Here is a 17,110-nt window from a genome sequence, read left to right as displayed (position 1 = left end):
GTGCATACGGGGATTTTTTATTTATAATAAGGATTCGCCCCCTATTCACGAAAAGTCTTGTGTTAAAATTAAGCCCCACGATTCAAACTGCCCCCCTAAACTTTTTATACGAACAAATTTTGCTTTGAAAGTAAAATAATCCTAATCCAAAGTTTTTCTAAAAAGTAAAATTGCTGAAAAAACCATAACAACCATAAAGAGTAGAATAGGCCAAATATCAGGCCAGAGAATGCTAAAATCCGCCCCCTTCAACATGATATTGCGGGTAATTCTTAAAAAGTGCGTTAAGGGGATCAATTGACCTATGTATTGCGCCCACATCGGCATTCCGCTGAATGGAAACAAAAAACCCGAAATCATGATGACAATTAACATATAGGCATTAGTTGAAGCAACCGCCTGAAATTGGGTTTTTGCGAAGGCGGACATAGCTAAGCCCATTGCCAAACTGCCAATAGAGTATGGTGCCATGATCAGAAGATACAGAAGAAAACTTCCATGAAAAGGCACAGAGAAAACAAAATAAGAAATAAATAAGAGCATAAATAAGATCAGATAACCCACTATAAAATGGGGAATAACTTTACCCAAAATAATATTTGCTGCGCTCAGTGGCGTGATTAATAGTGTTTCGAAAGTACCTACCTCATATTCAGCTGTAATAGACATCGCGGTTAGAAGGGTCAGTGTGGTAAGCATCAATACGGCTATTAATCCAGGAACAATATTATATTGTGAGAACCCTTCAGGATTAAACTTGGGATGTATATCCAATTCAAAAGGTGTCTGTTGTGACGAAAGATAAGCAAGAGAACCACGCAGATCATGATCAAATAATTGAGCCGGGAGAGCGGCCGCTGCTCGAAATGCATTTGAAATTGCAACCGGGTCGGAGGCATCCGCTTCAATGAGTACATGCGGTTTTCTTCCTCTCAATAAATCCCTTGAAAAATTGGGCGGTATATTAATGACAAAAAGGCCTCTTCCGCTAAGCAATAATTTATCGGCCTCCTTTTCTGTTCGAGCAATGGAGTCTAAGGAAAAGTATTCTGTATGTTTAAGACCTTCCAATAAAGTGCGGGTAAATGAATTAATTTCAGAGGATATAACGGTCGTTGGTAAAAATTTGGGATTGGTATTAATCATAAAACCAAATAATAATATTTGCAGTACAGGAACTAAGAATAGGAACATAAACGTAGAAATGTTGCGTTTAATCTGGATAAATTCCTTTTTAGCAACCGATATGACACGACAAAAATCTGTTTTTATCATTTATAATCTCTGATCACCATACGTAGAGAGCCAAACAAAAACATCATCTAAAGTCGAATCAATTATTTTCCCATAAAAACAGTCGCTTTCGATATAGGGCTGGATGGCTTTAGACAATTCCTCCTGATTTTTACTGCTTACATGCAGTGAATTATGAAATCGTAAAACTTGATCGACTCCCTCGGTAGACTCTAATTGATGAGAGAGCATCGCAATATTTTTTCCTTTTATTTCCCAGGTGGTCAAATTTACAGAGTGTAAAATTTCGTCAATCGTTCCCGACATAAGAGTTCGTCCATAACACATGTAGGCAATTTTATTGCATTTATCTACTTCATCTAAATTATGAGAGCTCAATAAAATGGTAATTCCCTCTCTTGATAATTGATGCATCAAATCCCAAAACTCTCTTCTTGCTTTGGGATCAATATTCGCGGTGGGTTCATCTAACAATAACAATAAGGGATCATGCAATAAAGAAACAGCCAATGATAAGCGTTGTTTCCACCCCCCAGATAAAGTGCCTGCAATTTGATCTTTGTATTTTTCTAAATCAAATTTGTGCAAGTACTTTTCTATTTGATTCTTTCTGTCCACTACGCCATAAACCTCAGAGAAAAAAAGCATATTTTCGTAGACAGTAAGATCTTTATAGAGACCAAAACTCTGCGACATATAGCCCACAAGTGCTTTGATCCGACGAGATTCAGTTAAGATATCAAAGCCAACACACTCACCAGTACCCGAATCAGGAATGATCAGACCGCATAGCATTCTTATAGAAGTAGTTTTTCCAGCGCCATTAGGTCCAAGAAAGCCATATATATCTCCATATTCAACTTTAAGATTAAGATTGCTAACTGCCTGATAGGTATTGAATTTTTTAGTTAAATTTCTTACATCGATAATATAATTGCTTTTATCCATAAAAAACCTTATTTCTTTCCAGAAAATTTCAACCAAAGCTGTTGAAATAAAGATGGTTGATGCATGGTTATAAATTTTTTAACAAGCTCTGTTTCTATAACTAATAACTCACTATCAATTTTTGCAAACGCGGCTTCAGTTCTCTTTATATCCTTCATAAATTCTGCATCCCCAAACATTTGATTTATTTTAATTACAGTAGGACTGCTTGCTTTTTTACTGAGAAGAACAACCTCACCTTTGAGGAGATAATAACACGCATCAGCAGCATCCCCCTCTCGATACAAATAGGTACCTGCAGTAACCTGAATATTTATTGCTGTTTTCACCATGGTCTGTATTTTCTCATGGGAAAAATTACTAAACAGATGATGCGCACGAATAAACTGAATTAAAAGAAATTCTTCACTTAACTTTTTCAAATTAGGATATTTTATCTCTGGCTGCTCCAAAAAACTGAGAAAATCATAAAGACTAATTTTTAGTAATTGCATAGGGGTAAGTGCTATCACTGTAGCCGTACGAAGACCTGTCTGAGAAACAAACCCCTCTGAGGATAAACCTATAATTTCGCCTTTTGTTAATTCAGCTATACGCATAGACTGTCTTGTTCCCTGCGCATGCACCGCTCTTCTTACTGCGGCACTTCCTGAAACAATTAAAAAAATACAATCAATCGGTTCACCCTCAACAACAATAACTTGATCTGCTTCAACATGCTCAGGTTTCGCATATCCAATTAATTGATGCGCATTTGAACGATTGAGAAGACAGAAAAGAGGATGCTGTAAAATAAGCTCCTCATAATGTTCAGCGTTCTTTTTCATAAACTATCTGTTCTCTCATCAGCATAACATGATTATCATAATCAATTAGTCTAAGGTTCTTCTAAAAAGTACGATTCCCAAAAAAATAATAACTATGGAAAATAAAATTATAGGCCAGGTATCAGGCCATAAAATATCCCAACCGGCGCCTTTTAACATACTGTTTCGCGTGATCCTTAAAAAATGCGTCAGCGGTATCGTTTGACTGATTGATTGTGCCCAATGGGGTACGCCAGTAAATGGAAATAAAAAACCCGAGACCATAATTGCCACTAGACCATAGGCATTCGTTAAACCTACAGCCGCAAATTGTGTTCGAGTAACCGCCGAGATGGCGAGTCCTGTTCCTAAGCTGGAAATAGAGTAAGGGGCTAAAAGTAATAAATACAGGAAAAAGCTGCCATGAAAAGGAATCGAAAAAATAAAATAAGCGATTGCCAACAATATAAATAAAAGTAAATACCCTAAAATGAAATAGGGTATCACCTTACCAAAAATAATATTAACTGGAGTTAAAGGCGTTATTAATAAGGTCTCGAACGTTCCTCGTTCAAATTCTGAGTTTATAGATACCGCCGTTAAAACGGTTAACGTGGAAAAGATCAACAATGCAATTAATCCAGGTATGGTATTGTATTGTGGAATACTTTCAGGATTGTATTTAGCTTGAATATCAAAAATGAATGGAGCATCCGTGGACGCTAAATAACTCAGTGGGCCCTGTAAATCATGTTCAAAAACTTTAGGAGGTAATTCAGATGCAGCACGAAACGCATTTGAAACCGCTACAGGGTCTGAAGCATCAGCCTCGATCAATACATGCGGGTGCTTTCCACGAATTAAATCCCGGGTAAAATTCGGAGGAATATTAATCACAAAAAGCACCTTTCCACTCAGTAATAAGCGCTCGGCTTTTTTTTCATCCGCAGTTATTGTTTCAATTGAAAAATAACTCGTGTTTTTTAGACCCTCTAATAAAGTTCGGGTAAAAGGAGTATCCTCAGAGGTAATCACTACGGTTGGAAGATTTTTGGGATTGGTATTTATAATCGCCCCAAACAATAGTATCTGCGTCACTGGGATGATAATTAACCATGAGAAAATCAAAAAATCGCGTTTGATTTGAATAATTTCTTTTTTTGCAATCGACCAGATACGAAGAAATTCATTTTTTATCATTTATCATCCTTGAATGAGAATTAGAATGACTTAATTTTTCTCAAAACAATGTCTGAATTTTCCCAGAAAATGTCCAAATATCCATAAAGATGATTTTGTTGATACGGGGCATTATGGTCTATGGTATCGTAATATGATCATCACTGACAGTCTATTTTTCAATGTGATTTCTTTCATTAAAGAACAACAGTCACGAAATCGATGGTCAGCAAGCAGACATCGAGCAACCTGTTAAGGTTCCTGGCATTACTTTTTGGCGCCCATCTAAAATGAATCACTAAAAAATTTTTCATTTTATTAGAGATACTTATATCGGTGTATTGTCAGGTACTGCCATTTGGTGGTAAGTTTTTTTATTTCCTTCAATTTATTTGATGAATTCGTTTGAGATCAAAATAATATGCGCAAATTCACTCAGCGATGGTTGTTTCTATTAATAATTTGCACACTTACAGTGAGTTGCAAAAAAGAGAACAATTCATTGCAGGGATATATCGATGCTGATTATACTTATATCTCAAGCAATTTTGCTGGTAATCTTATCAGTCTTGATGCCTCCAAAGGCACTGTAGTGCATAAAGGAGATAGGCTATTCACCCTGGATGTACAGCCCCAAAAATCCCAGCTCAACAGAGCCCGGGCAAATCTTACCCAAGCTTTAGCACAAGTCGAAGTCAAACAAGCCGAACTGGATTACCAGAGTCAATTATTAACTCGTTATCAAAGACTGGTAAAGTCAGGCGGGGTTAGCCTTGAAGAACTTGAAGAAGTAAAAAATAATTACCTTAATGCGAAAGCATCATTAATCTCCCAACACGCCTTGGTCGAATCGTCCCGGGCAGATTTAACTGAGGCAAAATGGAACAAATCCAATAAAGAAGTCTATTCTTCAATTTCAGGCTATGTTTACAACACCTATTTCACTGTTGGTGAATTAGTATTATCTGGACGTCCAGTATTATCTCTCGTTGCACCTGAAAATCTAAAGGTTGTTTTTTATGTTCCTGAGCCTTTATTAGCTCAGTTAAAATTAAAAAACCAAATTACCATCAGCTGTGATGGGTGCAAAGAAAATTACCCTGCGACGATAAACTATATTTCTTCAAAAACAGAATATACGCCTCCTTATATTTTTAGTGAAAGCTCAAGAACCAAATTCGTTTATCGAGTCGAGGCAAAACCAATCAAATCAGCATTCAATAATTTACATCCAGGACAGCCGGTCAGCATCAACTTAATTTTATGATCGTTTAAACGAATTGGTTTTGTTCTAATGGTTAATACATCTATTTAGATAAGAAGATCAAATGCAAAGAATTTATTTATTTTTAGGCACATTACTCCTTACAAGTTGTAAAGTTGGGCCTAATTTTCATTCACCAGATGCCCCTAAAGCTACCCACTATAATTCCGGGCCGGTGAAAAATAGAACAGTTAGCGCGAAGAGCCGAGCGGGTCAACCACAACACTTTAATTTTAAAAAGAAGATATCCGCATCATGGTGGGAGATATTTCATTCCAAAGAATTAAATTCATTCATTGAAAAAGGATTAAAAAATAATCCATCAATAGAAATGAGTAAGGCTAATTTGCGTAAAGCACAGGCCAATTTACTCGCTGAGGCAGGACACAACTTATTTCCTACAGTGGATACTCAATTTCTGGCGAGTCGTGAAAGAAATAGTTTACTTGCCACGGGAATTAATATTACACCAATTCCAGGAGCTAAACTTCCATTTTCCTCAGTCAACACATTCGACCTGTACAATACCTCGATCAGCGTCCGCTATAATTTAGACTTATTTGGCGGTACTCGTCGTCAATTAGAGTCCCTAAGAGCCGCAATTGATTATCAACGTTTTGAATTGGAAGCGACTTATTTAACTCTAACAGCGAATATAGTCACAACAGGCATCACGATTGCATCATTGCAAGAACAGATTAAAACAACCAAAGAACTTATAGCGTGTCAAAAGGAATTGGTAAAATTAGAAAATAACAACTATGTGCAAGGACATATTTCCAAGCTTACTCTACTCGATAGTGACAATCGGCTTAGGGAAACTCAAGCACAACTCCCTGCCCTCAAAAATGATTTAGCTAAAAAATATAATGCTCTTGCAATACTGATAGGATCATTGCCGAGCGAAACCGAATTTTTTGATTTTACACTGCAAAATATCCGTTTACCCACCGATCTTCCGGTTACTCTGCCTTCACTCCTTGTCAAACAACGACCCGATATAAAATCCTCTGAATCATTACTGCATAAAGCGAGCGCAGAAATTGGCGTTGCCACCGCTAATCTCTACCCTCAATTAAATATAGGTGCTACCTATGCCTGGTACTCAACTGCACTAAGTACCTTGTTCAATCCTGCAAATAATGTGTGGAATTATGGCGGTCAAATATTCCAAACACTGCTGAAAGGTGGTGAATTACGTGCTAAACGCCAACTCGCTATTGCGGTGTATGATTATGAACTTGCACGATATAAGAAAGTGGTACTTGATGCCTTTCAACAAGTTGCAGATGCCCTACATGCTCTTGAGTTCGATGCTGAGTTATTGCGTGAACAAGTGGGCTCGGAAACAAACACACGGGAACACTTTAAAATAGTGAGGATGCAATACCAACTCGGTAAAGCGAACTATTTAGCCGTTTTAAAGGCGAAAGAATCCTATTTAAAAATACACTTAAAAGTAATCCAAGCTGAAGCAGCTCGTTATAATGATACTGCCGCCCTCTTTCAATCACTCGGCGGAGGATGGTGGAATAATGGGTAGGTCCTGTTTACAAATCTACTGTACTGTCTAGGCCAAAATACGTGCAAACAGAGCCTAGTGTTTCTGAAGTTCGTATCCCACTCCTTTTCTTTCCACAGTTGCAGTGGTACGAAGCTTCGCCAAATTTAATTTCATTAACATCTTGATATAAAACCAACCTAGATCAAATTCATTATCCAACAACGATAGTTTTGCTGAGGTAGGATTGTTATGATGGTTGTTATGTAATTCTTCCCCATTCAACAAAATACCAATACGCATTAGATTATGCGAATTATCCTTTGTATTGAAGTTTCGATAACCATATACATGAGTCAAAGCAGCAAATGCTCCGAATAAGACCATAGTAATCGCAATAATATTGATATCCCACATAACCATACCCCACAAGCCAAAGAGTAGAATGTAAAGAGATAAAAAGATGACTAAACCTAACGACTTAAATTTGTTAAAGAGCAATTTTTCAAGTGCATCGTTATCAGAAATACTTCCATATTTTTCTATAAGTGATGACGGGTTACATTCAGCACAAATTTCAAACCCGCTCACAAATAGATTTAATGTCCCTTTATATAACGGGCTGTGCGGATCATTGGGCAAATCTGGGTTTTGATGGTGTAATCTATGGATTGCTACCCACTCTGCTCTGCTTAGTCCCGTAGCAAACCAAAGCCAAAAACGGCTAAAATATCTTATTGAAGGTGCGAGCTCAATTGACCTATGAGTTTCGCTTCGATGTAAATAAATACTGAATACAACAATCGTTATGTGGTAAATAATAAGACAAAATATGACTTTTCCTTTCCATCCCAGATTCACTATCCCGTAAATAAGAATTTCATTGTTGAAAATCAGACAAGAAAACAAATAAATAATCAGAAAAAAGGATACTAATAAAACATCTTTAGATAAAATTCTTTGATTTTGAATTTTCATTACAACCTCACTTCCCTAAAACTTAGATAAATCCAATAGAGTCATCGCCGATACATTAAAAAACTCTATTCCGCATTTAACTTATTAAAGTTTTTTTCATCCAAAGATTTGATTGCCCCATTCGATTTCCTTAACTCCAGGGGAACTCTATTAAGATCATGAACAACTTTAATTTTCTCTAAAAAGCATAATAAATAATAAGTTATATCTATTTGCCACCAGCGAAATCCCTGGCTTGTTGACCTCTGATAGTAGTGATGATTATTGTGCCACCCTTCACCCAGAGTAATTAAAGCCAGTAGGAAATTATTGCGACTCTCATCTCCTGTATCAAACGGTTTTGTGCCCCATACATGACAGAGAGAATTGATAGAAAAAGTAACATGGAAGAGAATAATTGTTGAAATGATGCCCCAAACAGCTAACTGTAGACCACTAGTATGCAGGTTAGGATAATGATGTTCCAAAAAATTACCCATAAAATAGAGTAAGAACAGTGTACAAATTGGTACCACATTATCATAGCGATTCAACCAGCGTAATTCAGGATATTTTACAAAATCCCGTACTGCCGAATAGTCTGTTTTAAAATTGTTTGAATAAAAAATCCATCCCACATGGCTCCACAATAAGCCATGTTTCACCGGAGAATGAGGATCTTTTATTTGATCTGTATGTCGATGATGAATACGGTGATGGCTTGCCCACCAAAGTGGTCCTCTTTGCACGGAAGCATTAGCCAATACCGCAAAAATAAATTGCCAAAAACGATTTGTTTTAAAAGTCTTGTGTGAAAAATAGCGATGGTAAAAACCGGTTATTGCAAACATTCTAAGGAAATAGAGCACAGCAGCAGTAAAAACTGATGTAAAACTCCATCCAACCCAAAACACCCCCAAACAACACAAATGAAGTAATATAAAGATGAAAACACGAGCCCAATGTATCGTGTCTTGTTGTACATTACTTTCTTTTAATTCGGTATCCAACCACCCATATATAGAGAGAACTAAAGACTTGAGTTTCATTTTTACCATCTACAAAAAACAAATGAAAATGAACTGAGTGAAAGGTTTTATATCTTCTCTGAGTCAAGCATCTTGATTTTTTAAATAAGCTTGTTGTTTTTTACATCTTTTGAAAATACAACGCTCCCACTAACATTAACCCAGCATCTGTCTATGTTGCAGGCAGAAAACCATGATTTTAAAAGTGTAGCAGATAGTAAAAATTTGGTATTAAATATGGGCTAATCAGCGAAAAAATTACTGAAATTTAACAAAACTAAAGCTTAAGGCCTTCATCCTTGCCCGAAATTAACTCGCCAATTGATTTTTCATGTAAGACCAAGCTGAAAAAGCCAATTCCTATCCCAGTAAACCAACGCCAGGTATTTTCAAGGGCTGAAAGTGGGCAAATCTTATCCAAACACGCCAATTCTTCTTGACCCGGACGCAACTCACGAAGCGAGTTCACATAAGTAGCAATTACCTCAGCTACTTCAGACGTCAACTCGGTTTGTTCATATAAATAACCGAGAAAGCGCTTTGCCATGCTTAAGCGTGTGGCATAGAGTTCATCGTCTTTTATTTTGATGCGTTCTAAATGCAAAATGTAATTTTCAAGACGGTATCTGGGCTTAGTAATCGCTCTGATTTTTTTATAAGCATCAAGCACCTCTTTTTGATCAGCACCTTTCACGTACAGATAAAACTGTGTTTGCATGTCTTCTAATCGCTTCTTATAAGTAAATGAGTTGAGCTGAGCAAGATTTTGTGTAATCAGCAACTCTGCTTCACGTGGTTTTAATTTTTTTTGCTGGGGTACGGACACATTGATATCTGAAATCCGGAAAACCATACATATAAATAATGCAGTGGTGATCGTTTGAAGTGAATAGTCCAATTTACCTTGTAAAGTTTTAGAATCCAAATCATATACGGCTTGTAAGACCGCTATTTTTTTGGCATCTTCTTCTGAATAATCACTGCTTAGCCATTCAAGAATCAAAAAATTTACGGTGTCTTCTGCACCCATCAGCTCATACTTCTGGGTGACAAAATCGACCCACTCCAAAAAAAGGAGGTACTTTCCTTCATGTAGCGCTTTAATGTATTCAGAACTAGATAAAAGCATAATGGTCCCTTGACTGCTTTTTTCGAATCTTATCCTATACTTAAAAAACATAAACATGCAAATGGTGCACACTATGAAAAGGAAGTGGTATGTAACTATTGCTGTATCTCTTTTGCCCTTGAGTTTAGCACTTGCCAATTCCGCAAATTGTGATTTAACACAATTTCGTTGGGAATGTGATTTGCCGGTGCAGGTTAAACCCAAGCCTGGAGCAACATCACTGGTGTATTGTGGTAACTCTTATGGCTATCTCACCAAACAAGAGTACGACATATTGGCTCGCTATCAACGCGCCAATGTGAATATGGTTTTAAATATTAATGGTGAATATATAGACAGTCCTTGTATCGGCGCGCAAAGATAGTACAATAGCCCTCATTCTTATCCCGATTATAGATTTGGGAACTATCGTAGCCTGGGTCCAGCGCAGCGAATCCCAGGCTTTTCTATATTTAATTTTCCGAATAAGTAGATTAATGAGATGATCATTGAACTCGATGGTATTCCTATAGAAATATCAAGAAAAAAAATTAAAAACATGCACTTACGTATTTATCCCCCTGATGGATTAGTTAAGGTGAGTGCCCCTTTGCGGTTCAGTGAACAGCTGATAAGACAAAATCTTGAATCTAAAACTGCATGGATACATCAACAAAGAGAACGCATCCGTAATCGGGCCGTCGCTGAAGAATGTACCTTTACGACGGGAGCCACTGTACCGTTCAAAGGGAAAAAGTATTTACTAGTCATTGAAGAACATCATGGCCCTACACAGATTAAAATTAATGATGAGCTGATGTATTGTTTTACTCAGCCCAATAGTTCTCCTCCACAAATACAAACCATTGTAGAACGTTGGTATAAACATCAAATGCAGATCTTATTGCCTGATCTCATTCAACATTGGGAAACGATTATTGGGGTCAAAGTCAGCGAATGGGGAATAAGAAAAATGAAAACCCGCTGGGGTTCATGTAATACTAAAGCTGCACGTATCTGGTTAAATCTCAACCTCATCAAAAAACCTACGATTTGTCTGGAGTATGTTCTTGTTCATGAATTAATTCATCTGCTAGAACCAAGCCATAATAAACGCTTTTATGAACTTATGAGCCAATTCATGCCACAATGGCGTGAATATGAATACCAACTTGAAGGACGAATGCTTTGATTGATTCAGAACAACTTATTCAGAACCTTTGCACTCAAGGGTTTTATATTATCGAAGGTTTTTTAGAAGCCAACCAATGCCGCTCATTACGTCAAATAGCACAAGAACTGTATGAGCAAGGGCTATTCCGAGGGGCTAAAATTGGCCGTAGATTGGATTCGCACCATAATGAGATCATCCGCGCTGATGAAATTTTTTGGTTGGATGAGTATGAGGGCAATCCGACAATACAAATCTTTTTAAAGCAAATGCAGCATTTAGCTCAAATATTGAATCAGTCACTCTTTTTAGGTTTACATGAATTTGAAACCCATTTTGCTGCCTATCAACCAGGTACCTTTTATAAAAAGCATGTCGATCAGTTTGCTACACAAAAAACACGAAAAATCTCTTGTGTCTATTATTTAAATGATAATTGGCAACCTGAATATGGTGGTGAGTTAAAACTCTATAACACAGAAGATCAATTGCTTAAAAAGGTTTTACCCTCCGAAAATCGCCTCATCTGTTTTAACAGTGAATTACCTCATGAGGTTTGCGTGACGCATCAGCCTCGATACAGCATTACTGGTTGGATGAAAACTCAATCGTCTTGTTTATTGAATCGGAGCGAGTTCTCCAATTCACTCACCTCATTCCAAGGATAGAAACTCAACGCGGCGGCATCGTGTGACGATGGGAGCTCCCTCTGCATTTGGAGGAGGGAGTAATGACTCGCGAAATAATAGGATTATTGTGTATAATAATCTTTTTATTTTCACTAAATATCTATGCACGCCTTAGACATTAAACAGTTATATAAAACCTATGCAAATGGGGTACAAGCCGTAAAGGGCATTGATTTAACCATAAAGCAGGGTGATTTTTTTGCTTTATTGGGTGCTAACGGCGCGGGAAAATCAACTACCATTGGCTTAATTACCACATTACTTAATAAGACATCTGGTAGCATCAGTATTCATGGTTATGATTTAGAAAAGGAGGCGGAGAAAGCCAAATCGTGTTTAGGACTCGTCCCCCAAGAAATCAATCTCAATATTTTTGAAACCTGTGAACAAACCCTCCTCAATCAAGCCGGCTACTATGGAATTTCACGAACATGCGCACAACCCCGAGTTGAGTCCCTTCTTCAGCAATTGGGCCTCTGGGAAAAAAGAAACTCAATAGCACGCCATTTATCGGGAGGAATGAAACGTCGACTCATGATCGCCAGAGCCTTAGTTCACCAACCTAAGGTATTGATTCTTGATGAGCCTACGGCGGGTGTCGATATAGAAATTCGTCACAGTATGTGGGAATTCCTAACTCGAACCAATGCAGAAGGGACAACCATTATTCTCACCACTCATTATCTGGAAGAAGCAGAACAACTGTGTAAAAACATTGCCATCATTGATCAAGGGGAGATAATAAAAAATACCTCCATGAAGGCTTTGTTACAAACCCTTCGCCATCAAACATTTATTTTCAACACAGAAAACCGTATCGATGTTTTACCCGATTTACATCCCTTTCAACCGACTTTGCTCGATAGCACAACAATAGAGCTCCGAGTCGATAACCATTTAAATTTAAACGATGCATTCGCCCTGTTCACAAAAAACGGCATAAAAATTCATAGTATGCGTAATAAAACGAATCGCTTAGAAGAACTCTTTTTGGATCTGATAAAAAATGGCCATTAAAAAACAAATCATCGCATTATATACTTTGGTTCGACGCGAATTAGTTCGTATGTTTCGCATTTCAACTCAAGTTTTTTTGCCACCAGTGATTACGACAACACTTTATTTTCTCATCTTCGGTAGTTTGATTGGTCCTCGCATCGGCTCGATTCAAGGGGTCAGTTATCCAATGTTCATTGCTCCTGGATTGATTATGATGTCAGTCATTGTCAATTCCTATGGAAATGTATCTTCCTCACTCTATAGCGTTCGCTTTCAAAAAAGTATTGAGGAAATGCTCGTAAGTCCAATGCATAACAGTCTCTTGCTGCTTGGGTACGTTTTGGGAGGAGTATTTAGAGGATTAATCGTTGCTGCATTGGTCTATATTATTGCGAGTCTTTTCTTAACTATTGAGCTAGGCCATTTGCCGATGACGCTGCTGGTTGTATTGCTGGTATCTGCTGTATTTTCCCTGGCGGGTTTTACCAATGCCATGGTGGCTCGAAACTTTGATGATATTATGATTATTCCAACCTTTGTGCTCACTCCCCTCACCTATTTAGGTGGCGTATTCTACAGTATCAACATGCTTCCTGAATTCTGGCAAAAAATTTCTTGGCTTAATCCTATTCTCTATATGGTCAATGCGCTTAGGAATGCGATGATTGGTCAAAGTGAAGTCAATACCTCTTTAGCCATGGCAATTATTGTCCTCATGTTGGCATTACTCACGCTACTCAACATGATTTTATTAAAAAAAGGGGTGGGGTTTCGCGAATAATCATCTCCAGCTTTCGCCGGAGTTGCCCGCAGAATCAGGAGAATACGTTAAAACACAGCCCCCCGCGAACAAGCACCAGGAGTAGGCAGAGTGGAAACAAAAGACTGGTGTTACAAACGTTCCCTCTCCAATAGGAAGACGTAGGTTGAGCCTTGGCCCAACCGCATTCTGCTCCTGAGTAACCCATTAAAGACTGGTCGGGCCAAGGCCCAACCGTGCAACCGGGATGAGACTTCAAATCACGCCTCCTTTTGCAACCAATCAGGCTTCACCCGAGACTTCCCGGATTCAGGCAAATTATGGAAATATCTGCTATTGCAGCAGCTTGAGCAGCTTGTGTTGCCGTAGAAGTTGACGTTGCGGTTACTTGCGCTGTAGAAAGATAGGATACACTGTCAATACCACTCCCAGCATCATTAGTGACAGTCTTCCCTGCCCCAGTGGTAACTGATACCACATCAGCGGTCGTTGTGACCTCTCCCTCTTTAGGGAAAGGGGCATTAACAATCTTATCTGCAGTAACGCGCACACTTGCTCCTGGTCGAAGGTATTCATTTCTGGCCAAAACAAGTCCTTCAATCACCTCGATATAAGTCATACTGTGCGAAGGGACGTAGATACGCACATCGGTTCCAAGAATTGCAAGAGATAAAATTGGCGTTTTAAGTGACTCTTTAATTTTTTCCGGAGTTTTTATTTCTGCCTTTCCCTTACTCAATTCCGCCTTAATTTGTACAGACTCCTTGGGCGAATACGCCAGAATTTTATAATTTGAATTGTTGCCAATGTTAACTAATGCGCCATTTGTATATTGGAGGCTCGCTGCCGCACCATCACCTGTAATCACTTCATCACCAGGATCCAAAGCCGAGCCACGAGTCAACACCCGCTCAACACCATTATGATTGGCGAGTACTTTTTTCTGGGTGAACAAAACAGTAGCCGCAGATTGCGCAAATACTTGACTGGCCAACATGAATAACCCTGTAATTATTATTTTTTTCATATAGATTCCTGTACAATTTTTCCATTAAAAATAGTTATGGGTACTAAGCATAAGCCTATCCTTATTCATTTATGCAGATGCGTATAGACTCCATCCCAGTCGCCAGGAGGAGGCGTTTTCATGAACGCTTTACTGCGTTCATGATACATCTGATATAAATAAACATCGGGAAATTTATTTTTTAGCAAGGCAAATTTTTTTTCTGCAGCCTTCCAGTTCTGTGCGGAATACTCACCCAAAGCTTGATGGTACTCTTTGAGCTCCGTTAAAACCTCCTCAGAAACTTCATTCACCCTGCCCAGAGGCTGATAGATAACCAACCCACTTTTTCTTCCCTTAACTGTAATTTTATCGATGATTCGCCAAACAAATTGATTTTGTCCAGTACGTGTTCCATCACTCACTAAAATACTCACCTGATAAAATTTCGTTAAATCTTGTAATCGAGAGGCAAGATTCACTGTATCGCCAATGACAGTATACGCCCGGCGAAACTCCGAACCCATGTCACCCACATTCATCATTCCTGTTGCTAAGCCAATACCGATATTCACTGCTGGCAAGTCTTTTTCTTGCATTGATACATTAATTTCGGGTAATTTTTGGGCTACAGTTAACGCGCAACTAATGGCATGCAAGGCATGTTCCTCATCATGTATAGGCGCCCCCCAAAACGCGACAATCATATCACCTACATATTTATCAATTGTTCCTCTAAAACTAAAAATGATCTCCGTGACTGGCGTAAAAAAAGCATTTAATAACCGCTTCACATGAGATGCATCTAAAGTTTCACTTACTCCTGTAAAATTACGTATGTCACTAAATAGAACCGTCATGTTACGTTCTTGTCCTTCCATACTGTATTGATCAGGAGATTCGATGAGTTCTTTAACATAGGCCTCTGGGACATATTGGCCAAACAACTGATTTATTTTTCTTTTTTGTTTTCTTTCAATGATAAACAAATAAGCATAATTCGTTACGGTAATCAGTACGATTAAGGTTAACATAAGTGCTATTGGGAGGTAGAAACTTTTGGATACAAAGAGATAGATTGATAAAACCCGAATACCGATAATACTAATCACTGCAAGAATCAACATTCCGGAAACACTCAGGAAAGAGATTAAAAAGGTAAACAGTAATCCAATCAATACTAAATACACTCTGCCTTGAGTAGTCCTCCAATCAAATTCTGAAACCAATTGCTGTCCAACAATACCTTGAACCATGTTCCCTACCATCTCAACACCAGGAAACGATTGGGCAACGGGGGATTGGTGCAAATCGGCCAAAAGGATGATTGTTGAACCAATGATAGCAATGGCTCCCTGCAATTCGTCTGGGTTAATTTTGCCTTGTATCACATCTGTCGCAGAATAATAATTAAGTGTCCCAATTTGTCCCCAAAATGGAATAAGAATTTGTCCGTGCGAGTTTGTAGGGATAAACACATTCCCCATTTGTATTCCATATAATTGATGATCATGAATTTTAAGTGCAATGTGCTGTACCATTAAATAATTCATGGCCGTTGCAAGAGCTAAAGTCGGGTAGAGCTTGTTATCATAACTGGCTAACATAAGTCCATGTCGCACCGTCCCATCCAGATCGGGTACGTTGGTCACCGCACCCGCTTGGGTGGATGCATTCAGAAATAAAGGTAAGCACCCGTTATATCCAGAGAATTGATGAAGAGGCAGATGCTCTCTGCATAACTCTTGATTCTCTGGATTAGTTAAAGGAGGAGGTAACACCCCTTTCCTAATTTGCGTGTCATTATGAAATAGAAAGCCTAATACCACATTATGATCCATCAATGCCTGAGCCAATATGCGATCATTGTCTACTTTCGGCGCAATCTGCTCGAGCAAATTAGGTAATTGCTTTTGTTCCAGGGACAACTGAGGCATTAATTTATTTAATTCATTTTTTAAACCAATCGCATAATTAACCTCTGCCTCAGCCATTACAATATCTGTTGCAATCGTAACGACCCCATTTTTCTTTAGTTGATTAATTAAATCAGCCATCTTGTCGCGAGACCAAGGCCATCGGCCTTCTTGTTGTACTGATTTATTATCAATATCAATAATAACCACTCGAGGAATTGTTTGATGCGGACGCCAGTTTAATTGAGCCACCTGGTCATAAGTTCGATAGTCTAATTGAGTAATAAATGAACTTAGAAGCGGGATTTGCATGACATCCGTGCAAAAAATCAGAGCCACCCAGAAGAGACCTAAAAGGATTTGTATCCATTTAGATTTCAAAGTTTTCGGCGAAAAATAATCTTTCTTTTTCACGAGATATCGTCCTTAATACGCTTCGCCACAACACTGAAAGGAAGCAAAGATATAGAGCCCTATAACCTCTTTGCCTCATTTTTTTGCGCCTTGTCTTAATCATAAGGGTT

Annotated in this window: 16 protein-coding genes; 7 read left to right on the top strand and 9 right to left on the bottom strand. The window is 38.3% G+C overall.

Annotated elements, in window-relative coordinates; genetic code table 11:
* Positions 1–141: 141 nt before the first annotated feature.
* From OQJ13_RS11400 to OQJ13_RS11385, 4 genes are read right to left on the bottom strand one after another with little or no spacing between them, the layout of a single operon-like run.
* Positions 142–1,275, bottom strand: a complete 1,134-nt coding sequence (locus tag OQJ13_RS11400) for an ABC transporter permease (protein WP_265710934.1) — start codon at positions 1,273–1,275, stop codon at positions 142–144.
* The gene (locus OQJ13_RS11395) at positions 1,276–2,202 is read right to left on the bottom strand and encodes an ABC transporter ATP-binding protein (RefSeq protein ID WP_265710933.1); all 927 of its coding nucleotides are present in this window, start codon (positions 2,200–2,202) and stop codon (positions 1,276–1,278) included.
* 8 nt (positions 2,203–2,210) lie between these two features.
* Positions 2,211–3,029 (bottom strand): cyclic nucleotide-binding domain-containing protein, encoded by an 819-nt coding sequence (locus OQJ13_RS11390; RefSeq protein ID WP_265710932.1) that lies wholly within the window; start codon positions 3,027–3,029, stop codon positions 2,211–2,213.
* A 45-nt stretch (positions 3,030–3,074) separates the two neighbouring features.
* Positions 3,075–4,208, bottom strand: coding sequence for an ABC transporter permease (locus OQJ13_RS11385; protein ID WP_265710931.1), 1,134 nt, complete (start codon positions 4,206–4,208; stop codon positions 3,075–3,077).
* Between the two features lie 454 nt (positions 4,209–4,662).
* On the opposite strand from OQJ13_RS11385, the gene OQJ13_RS11380 reads away from it, so the two are divergent.
* Positions 4,663–5,454, top strand: coding sequence for an HlyD family secretion protein (locus OQJ13_RS11380; protein ID WP_265710930.1), 792 nt, complete (start codon positions 4,663–4,665; stop codon positions 5,452–5,454).
* A 61-nt stretch (positions 5,455–5,515) separates the two neighbouring features.
* Positions 5,516–6,994: an efflux transporter outer membrane subunit gene (locus tag OQJ13_RS11375; RefSeq protein WP_265710929.1), complete on the top strand. Its 1,479-nt coding sequence runs from the start codon at positions 5,516–5,518 to the stop codon at positions 6,992–6,994.
* A gap of 54 nt (positions 6,995–7,048) precedes the next feature.
* Here OQJ13_RS11375 and OQJ13_RS11370 read toward each other — a convergent pair whose 3' ends face one another.
* The 3 genes from OQJ13_RS11370 to OQJ13_RS11360 all read right to left on the bottom strand — a co-directional run bounded on the left by OQJ13_RS11370 (position 7,049) and on the right by OQJ13_RS11360 (position 10,066).
* Entirely contained in the window at positions 7,049–7,930 is an 882-nt protein-coding gene (locus OQJ13_RS11370) for an acyl-CoA desaturase (RefSeq protein ID WP_265710928.1), read from the bottom strand.
* Positions 7,931–7,995: 65 nt separating this feature from the next.
* Entirely contained in the window at positions 7,996–8,958 is a 963-nt protein-coding gene (locus OQJ13_RS11365; protein ID WP_265710927.1) for an acyl-CoA desaturase, read from the bottom strand.
* Between the two features lie 256 nt (positions 8,959–9,214).
* Positions 9,215–10,066, bottom strand: a complete 852-nt coding sequence (locus OQJ13_RS11360; protein WP_265710926.1) for a helical bundle domain-containing protein — start codon at positions 10,064–10,066, stop codon at positions 9,215–9,217.
* A gap of 73 nt (positions 10,067–10,139) precedes the next feature.
* Between OQJ13_RS11360 and OQJ13_RS11355 the strand changes: the two genes are divergently transcribed.
* From OQJ13_RS11355 to OQJ13_RS11335, 5 genes are all read left to right on the top strand, one after another.
* Complete coding sequence (locus OQJ13_RS11355; RefSeq protein ID WP_028381321.1) at positions 10,140–10,430, top strand: hypothetical protein; 291 nt, start codon at positions 10,140–10,142, stop codon at positions 10,428–10,430.
* A gap of 117 nt (positions 10,431–10,547) precedes the next feature.
* Positions 10,548–11,237, top strand: coding sequence for a M48 family metallopeptidase (locus tag OQJ13_RS11350; protein ID WP_265710925.1), 690 nt, complete (start codon positions 10,548–10,550; stop codon positions 11,235–11,237).
* Positions 11,234–11,884: a 2OG-Fe(II) oxygenase gene (locus tag OQJ13_RS11345; RefSeq protein WP_265710924.1), complete on the top strand. Its 651-nt coding sequence runs from the start codon at positions 11,234–11,236 to the stop codon at positions 11,882–11,884. Before OQJ13_RS11350 ends, OQJ13_RS11345 begins: the two co-directional genes overlap by 4 nt.
* Positions 11,885–12,007: 123 nt before the next feature.
* Positions 12,008–12,922 (top strand): ABC transporter ATP-binding protein, encoded by a 915-nt coding sequence (locus tag OQJ13_RS11340; RefSeq protein ID WP_265710923.1) that lies wholly within the window; start codon positions 12,008–12,010, stop codon positions 12,920–12,922.
* Entirely contained in the window at positions 12,912–13,685 is a 774-nt protein-coding gene (locus tag OQJ13_RS11335; protein ID WP_265710922.1) for an ABC transporter permease, read from the top strand. Before OQJ13_RS11340 ends, OQJ13_RS11335 begins: the two co-directional genes overlap by 11 nt.
* Before the next feature lie 268 nt (positions 13,686–13,953).
* Here OQJ13_RS11335 and OQJ13_RS11330 read toward each other — a convergent pair whose 3' ends face one another.
* Together OQJ13_RS11330 and OQJ13_RS11325 are read right to left on the bottom strand one after the other, a co-directional pair.
* Positions 13,954–14,691: a FecR family protein gene (locus OQJ13_RS11330; protein ID WP_265710921.1), complete on the bottom strand. Its 738-nt coding sequence runs from the start codon at positions 14,689–14,691 to the stop codon at positions 13,954–13,956.
* Between the two features lie 65 nt (positions 14,692–14,756).
* Entirely contained in the window at positions 14,757–16,967 is a 2,211-nt protein-coding gene (locus OQJ13_RS11325) for a CHASE2 domain-containing protein (protein WP_416209924.1), read from the bottom strand.
* Positions 16,968–17,110 lie beyond the last annotated feature (143 nt).

Origin of the sequence: Legionella sp. PATHC035, assembly GCF_026191115.1 — a bacterium.
Classification (GTDB): domain Bacteria; phylum Pseudomonadota; class Gammaproteobacteria; order Legionellales; family Legionellaceae; genus Legionella.
The sequence above is the reverse complement of the archived record's forward strand: the minus strand, read 5'-3'. Positions and strand labels throughout refer to the sequence as shown.

Excerpts from the sequence above, each read along its gene's own strand:
- OQJ13_RS11350 (WP_265710925.1), top strand. The coding sequence starts at position 10,548 with ATGATCATTGAACTCGATGGTATTCCTATAGAAATATCAAGAAAAAAA.
- OQJ13_RS11385 (WP_265710931.1), bottom strand. The coding sequence starts at position 4,208 with ATGATAAAAAATGAATTTCTTCGTATCTGGTCGATTGCAAAAAAAGAA.
- OQJ13_RS11370 (WP_265710928.1), bottom strand. The coding sequence starts at position 7,930 with ATGAAAATTCAAAATCAAAGAATTTTATCTAAAGATGTTTTATTAGTA.
- OQJ13_RS11360 (WP_265710926.1), bottom strand. The coding sequence starts at position 10,066 with ATGCTTTTATCTAGTTCTGAATACATTAAAGCGCTACATGAAGGAAAG.
- OQJ13_RS11395 (WP_265710933.1), bottom strand. The coding sequence starts at position 2,202 with ATGGATAAAAGCAATTATATTATCGATGTAAGAAATTTAACTAAAAAA.
- OQJ13_RS11375 (WP_265710929.1), top strand. The coding sequence starts at position 5,516 with ATGCAAAGAATTTATTTATTTTTAGGCACATTACTCCTTACAAGTTGT.
- OQJ13_RS11390 (WP_265710932.1), bottom strand. The coding sequence starts at position 3,029 with ATGAAAAAGAACGCTGAACATTATGAGGAGCTTATTTTACAGCATCCT.
- OQJ13_RS11335 (WP_265710922.1), top strand. The coding sequence starts at position 12,912 with ATGGCCATTAAAAAACAAATCATCGCATTATATACTTTGGTTCGACGC.
- OQJ13_RS11365 (WP_265710927.1), bottom strand. The coding sequence starts at position 8,958 with ATGAAACTCAAGTCTTTAGTTCTCTCTATATATGGGTGGTTGGATACC.
- OQJ13_RS11340 (WP_265710923.1), top strand. The coding sequence starts at position 12,008 with ATGCACGCCTTAGACATTAAACAGTTATATAAAACCTATGCAAATGGG.
- OQJ13_RS11400 (WP_265710934.1), bottom strand. The coding sequence starts at position 1,275 with ATGATAAAAACAGATTTTTGTCGTGTCATATCGGTTGCTAAAAAGGAA.
- OQJ13_RS11355 (WP_028381321.1), top strand. The coding sequence starts at position 10,140 with ATGAAAAGGAAGTGGTATGTAACTATTGCTGTATCTCTTTTGCCCTTG.
- OQJ13_RS11330 (WP_265710921.1), bottom strand. The coding sequence starts at position 14,691 with ATGAAAAAAATAATAATTACAGGGTTATTCATGTTGGCCAGTCAAGTA.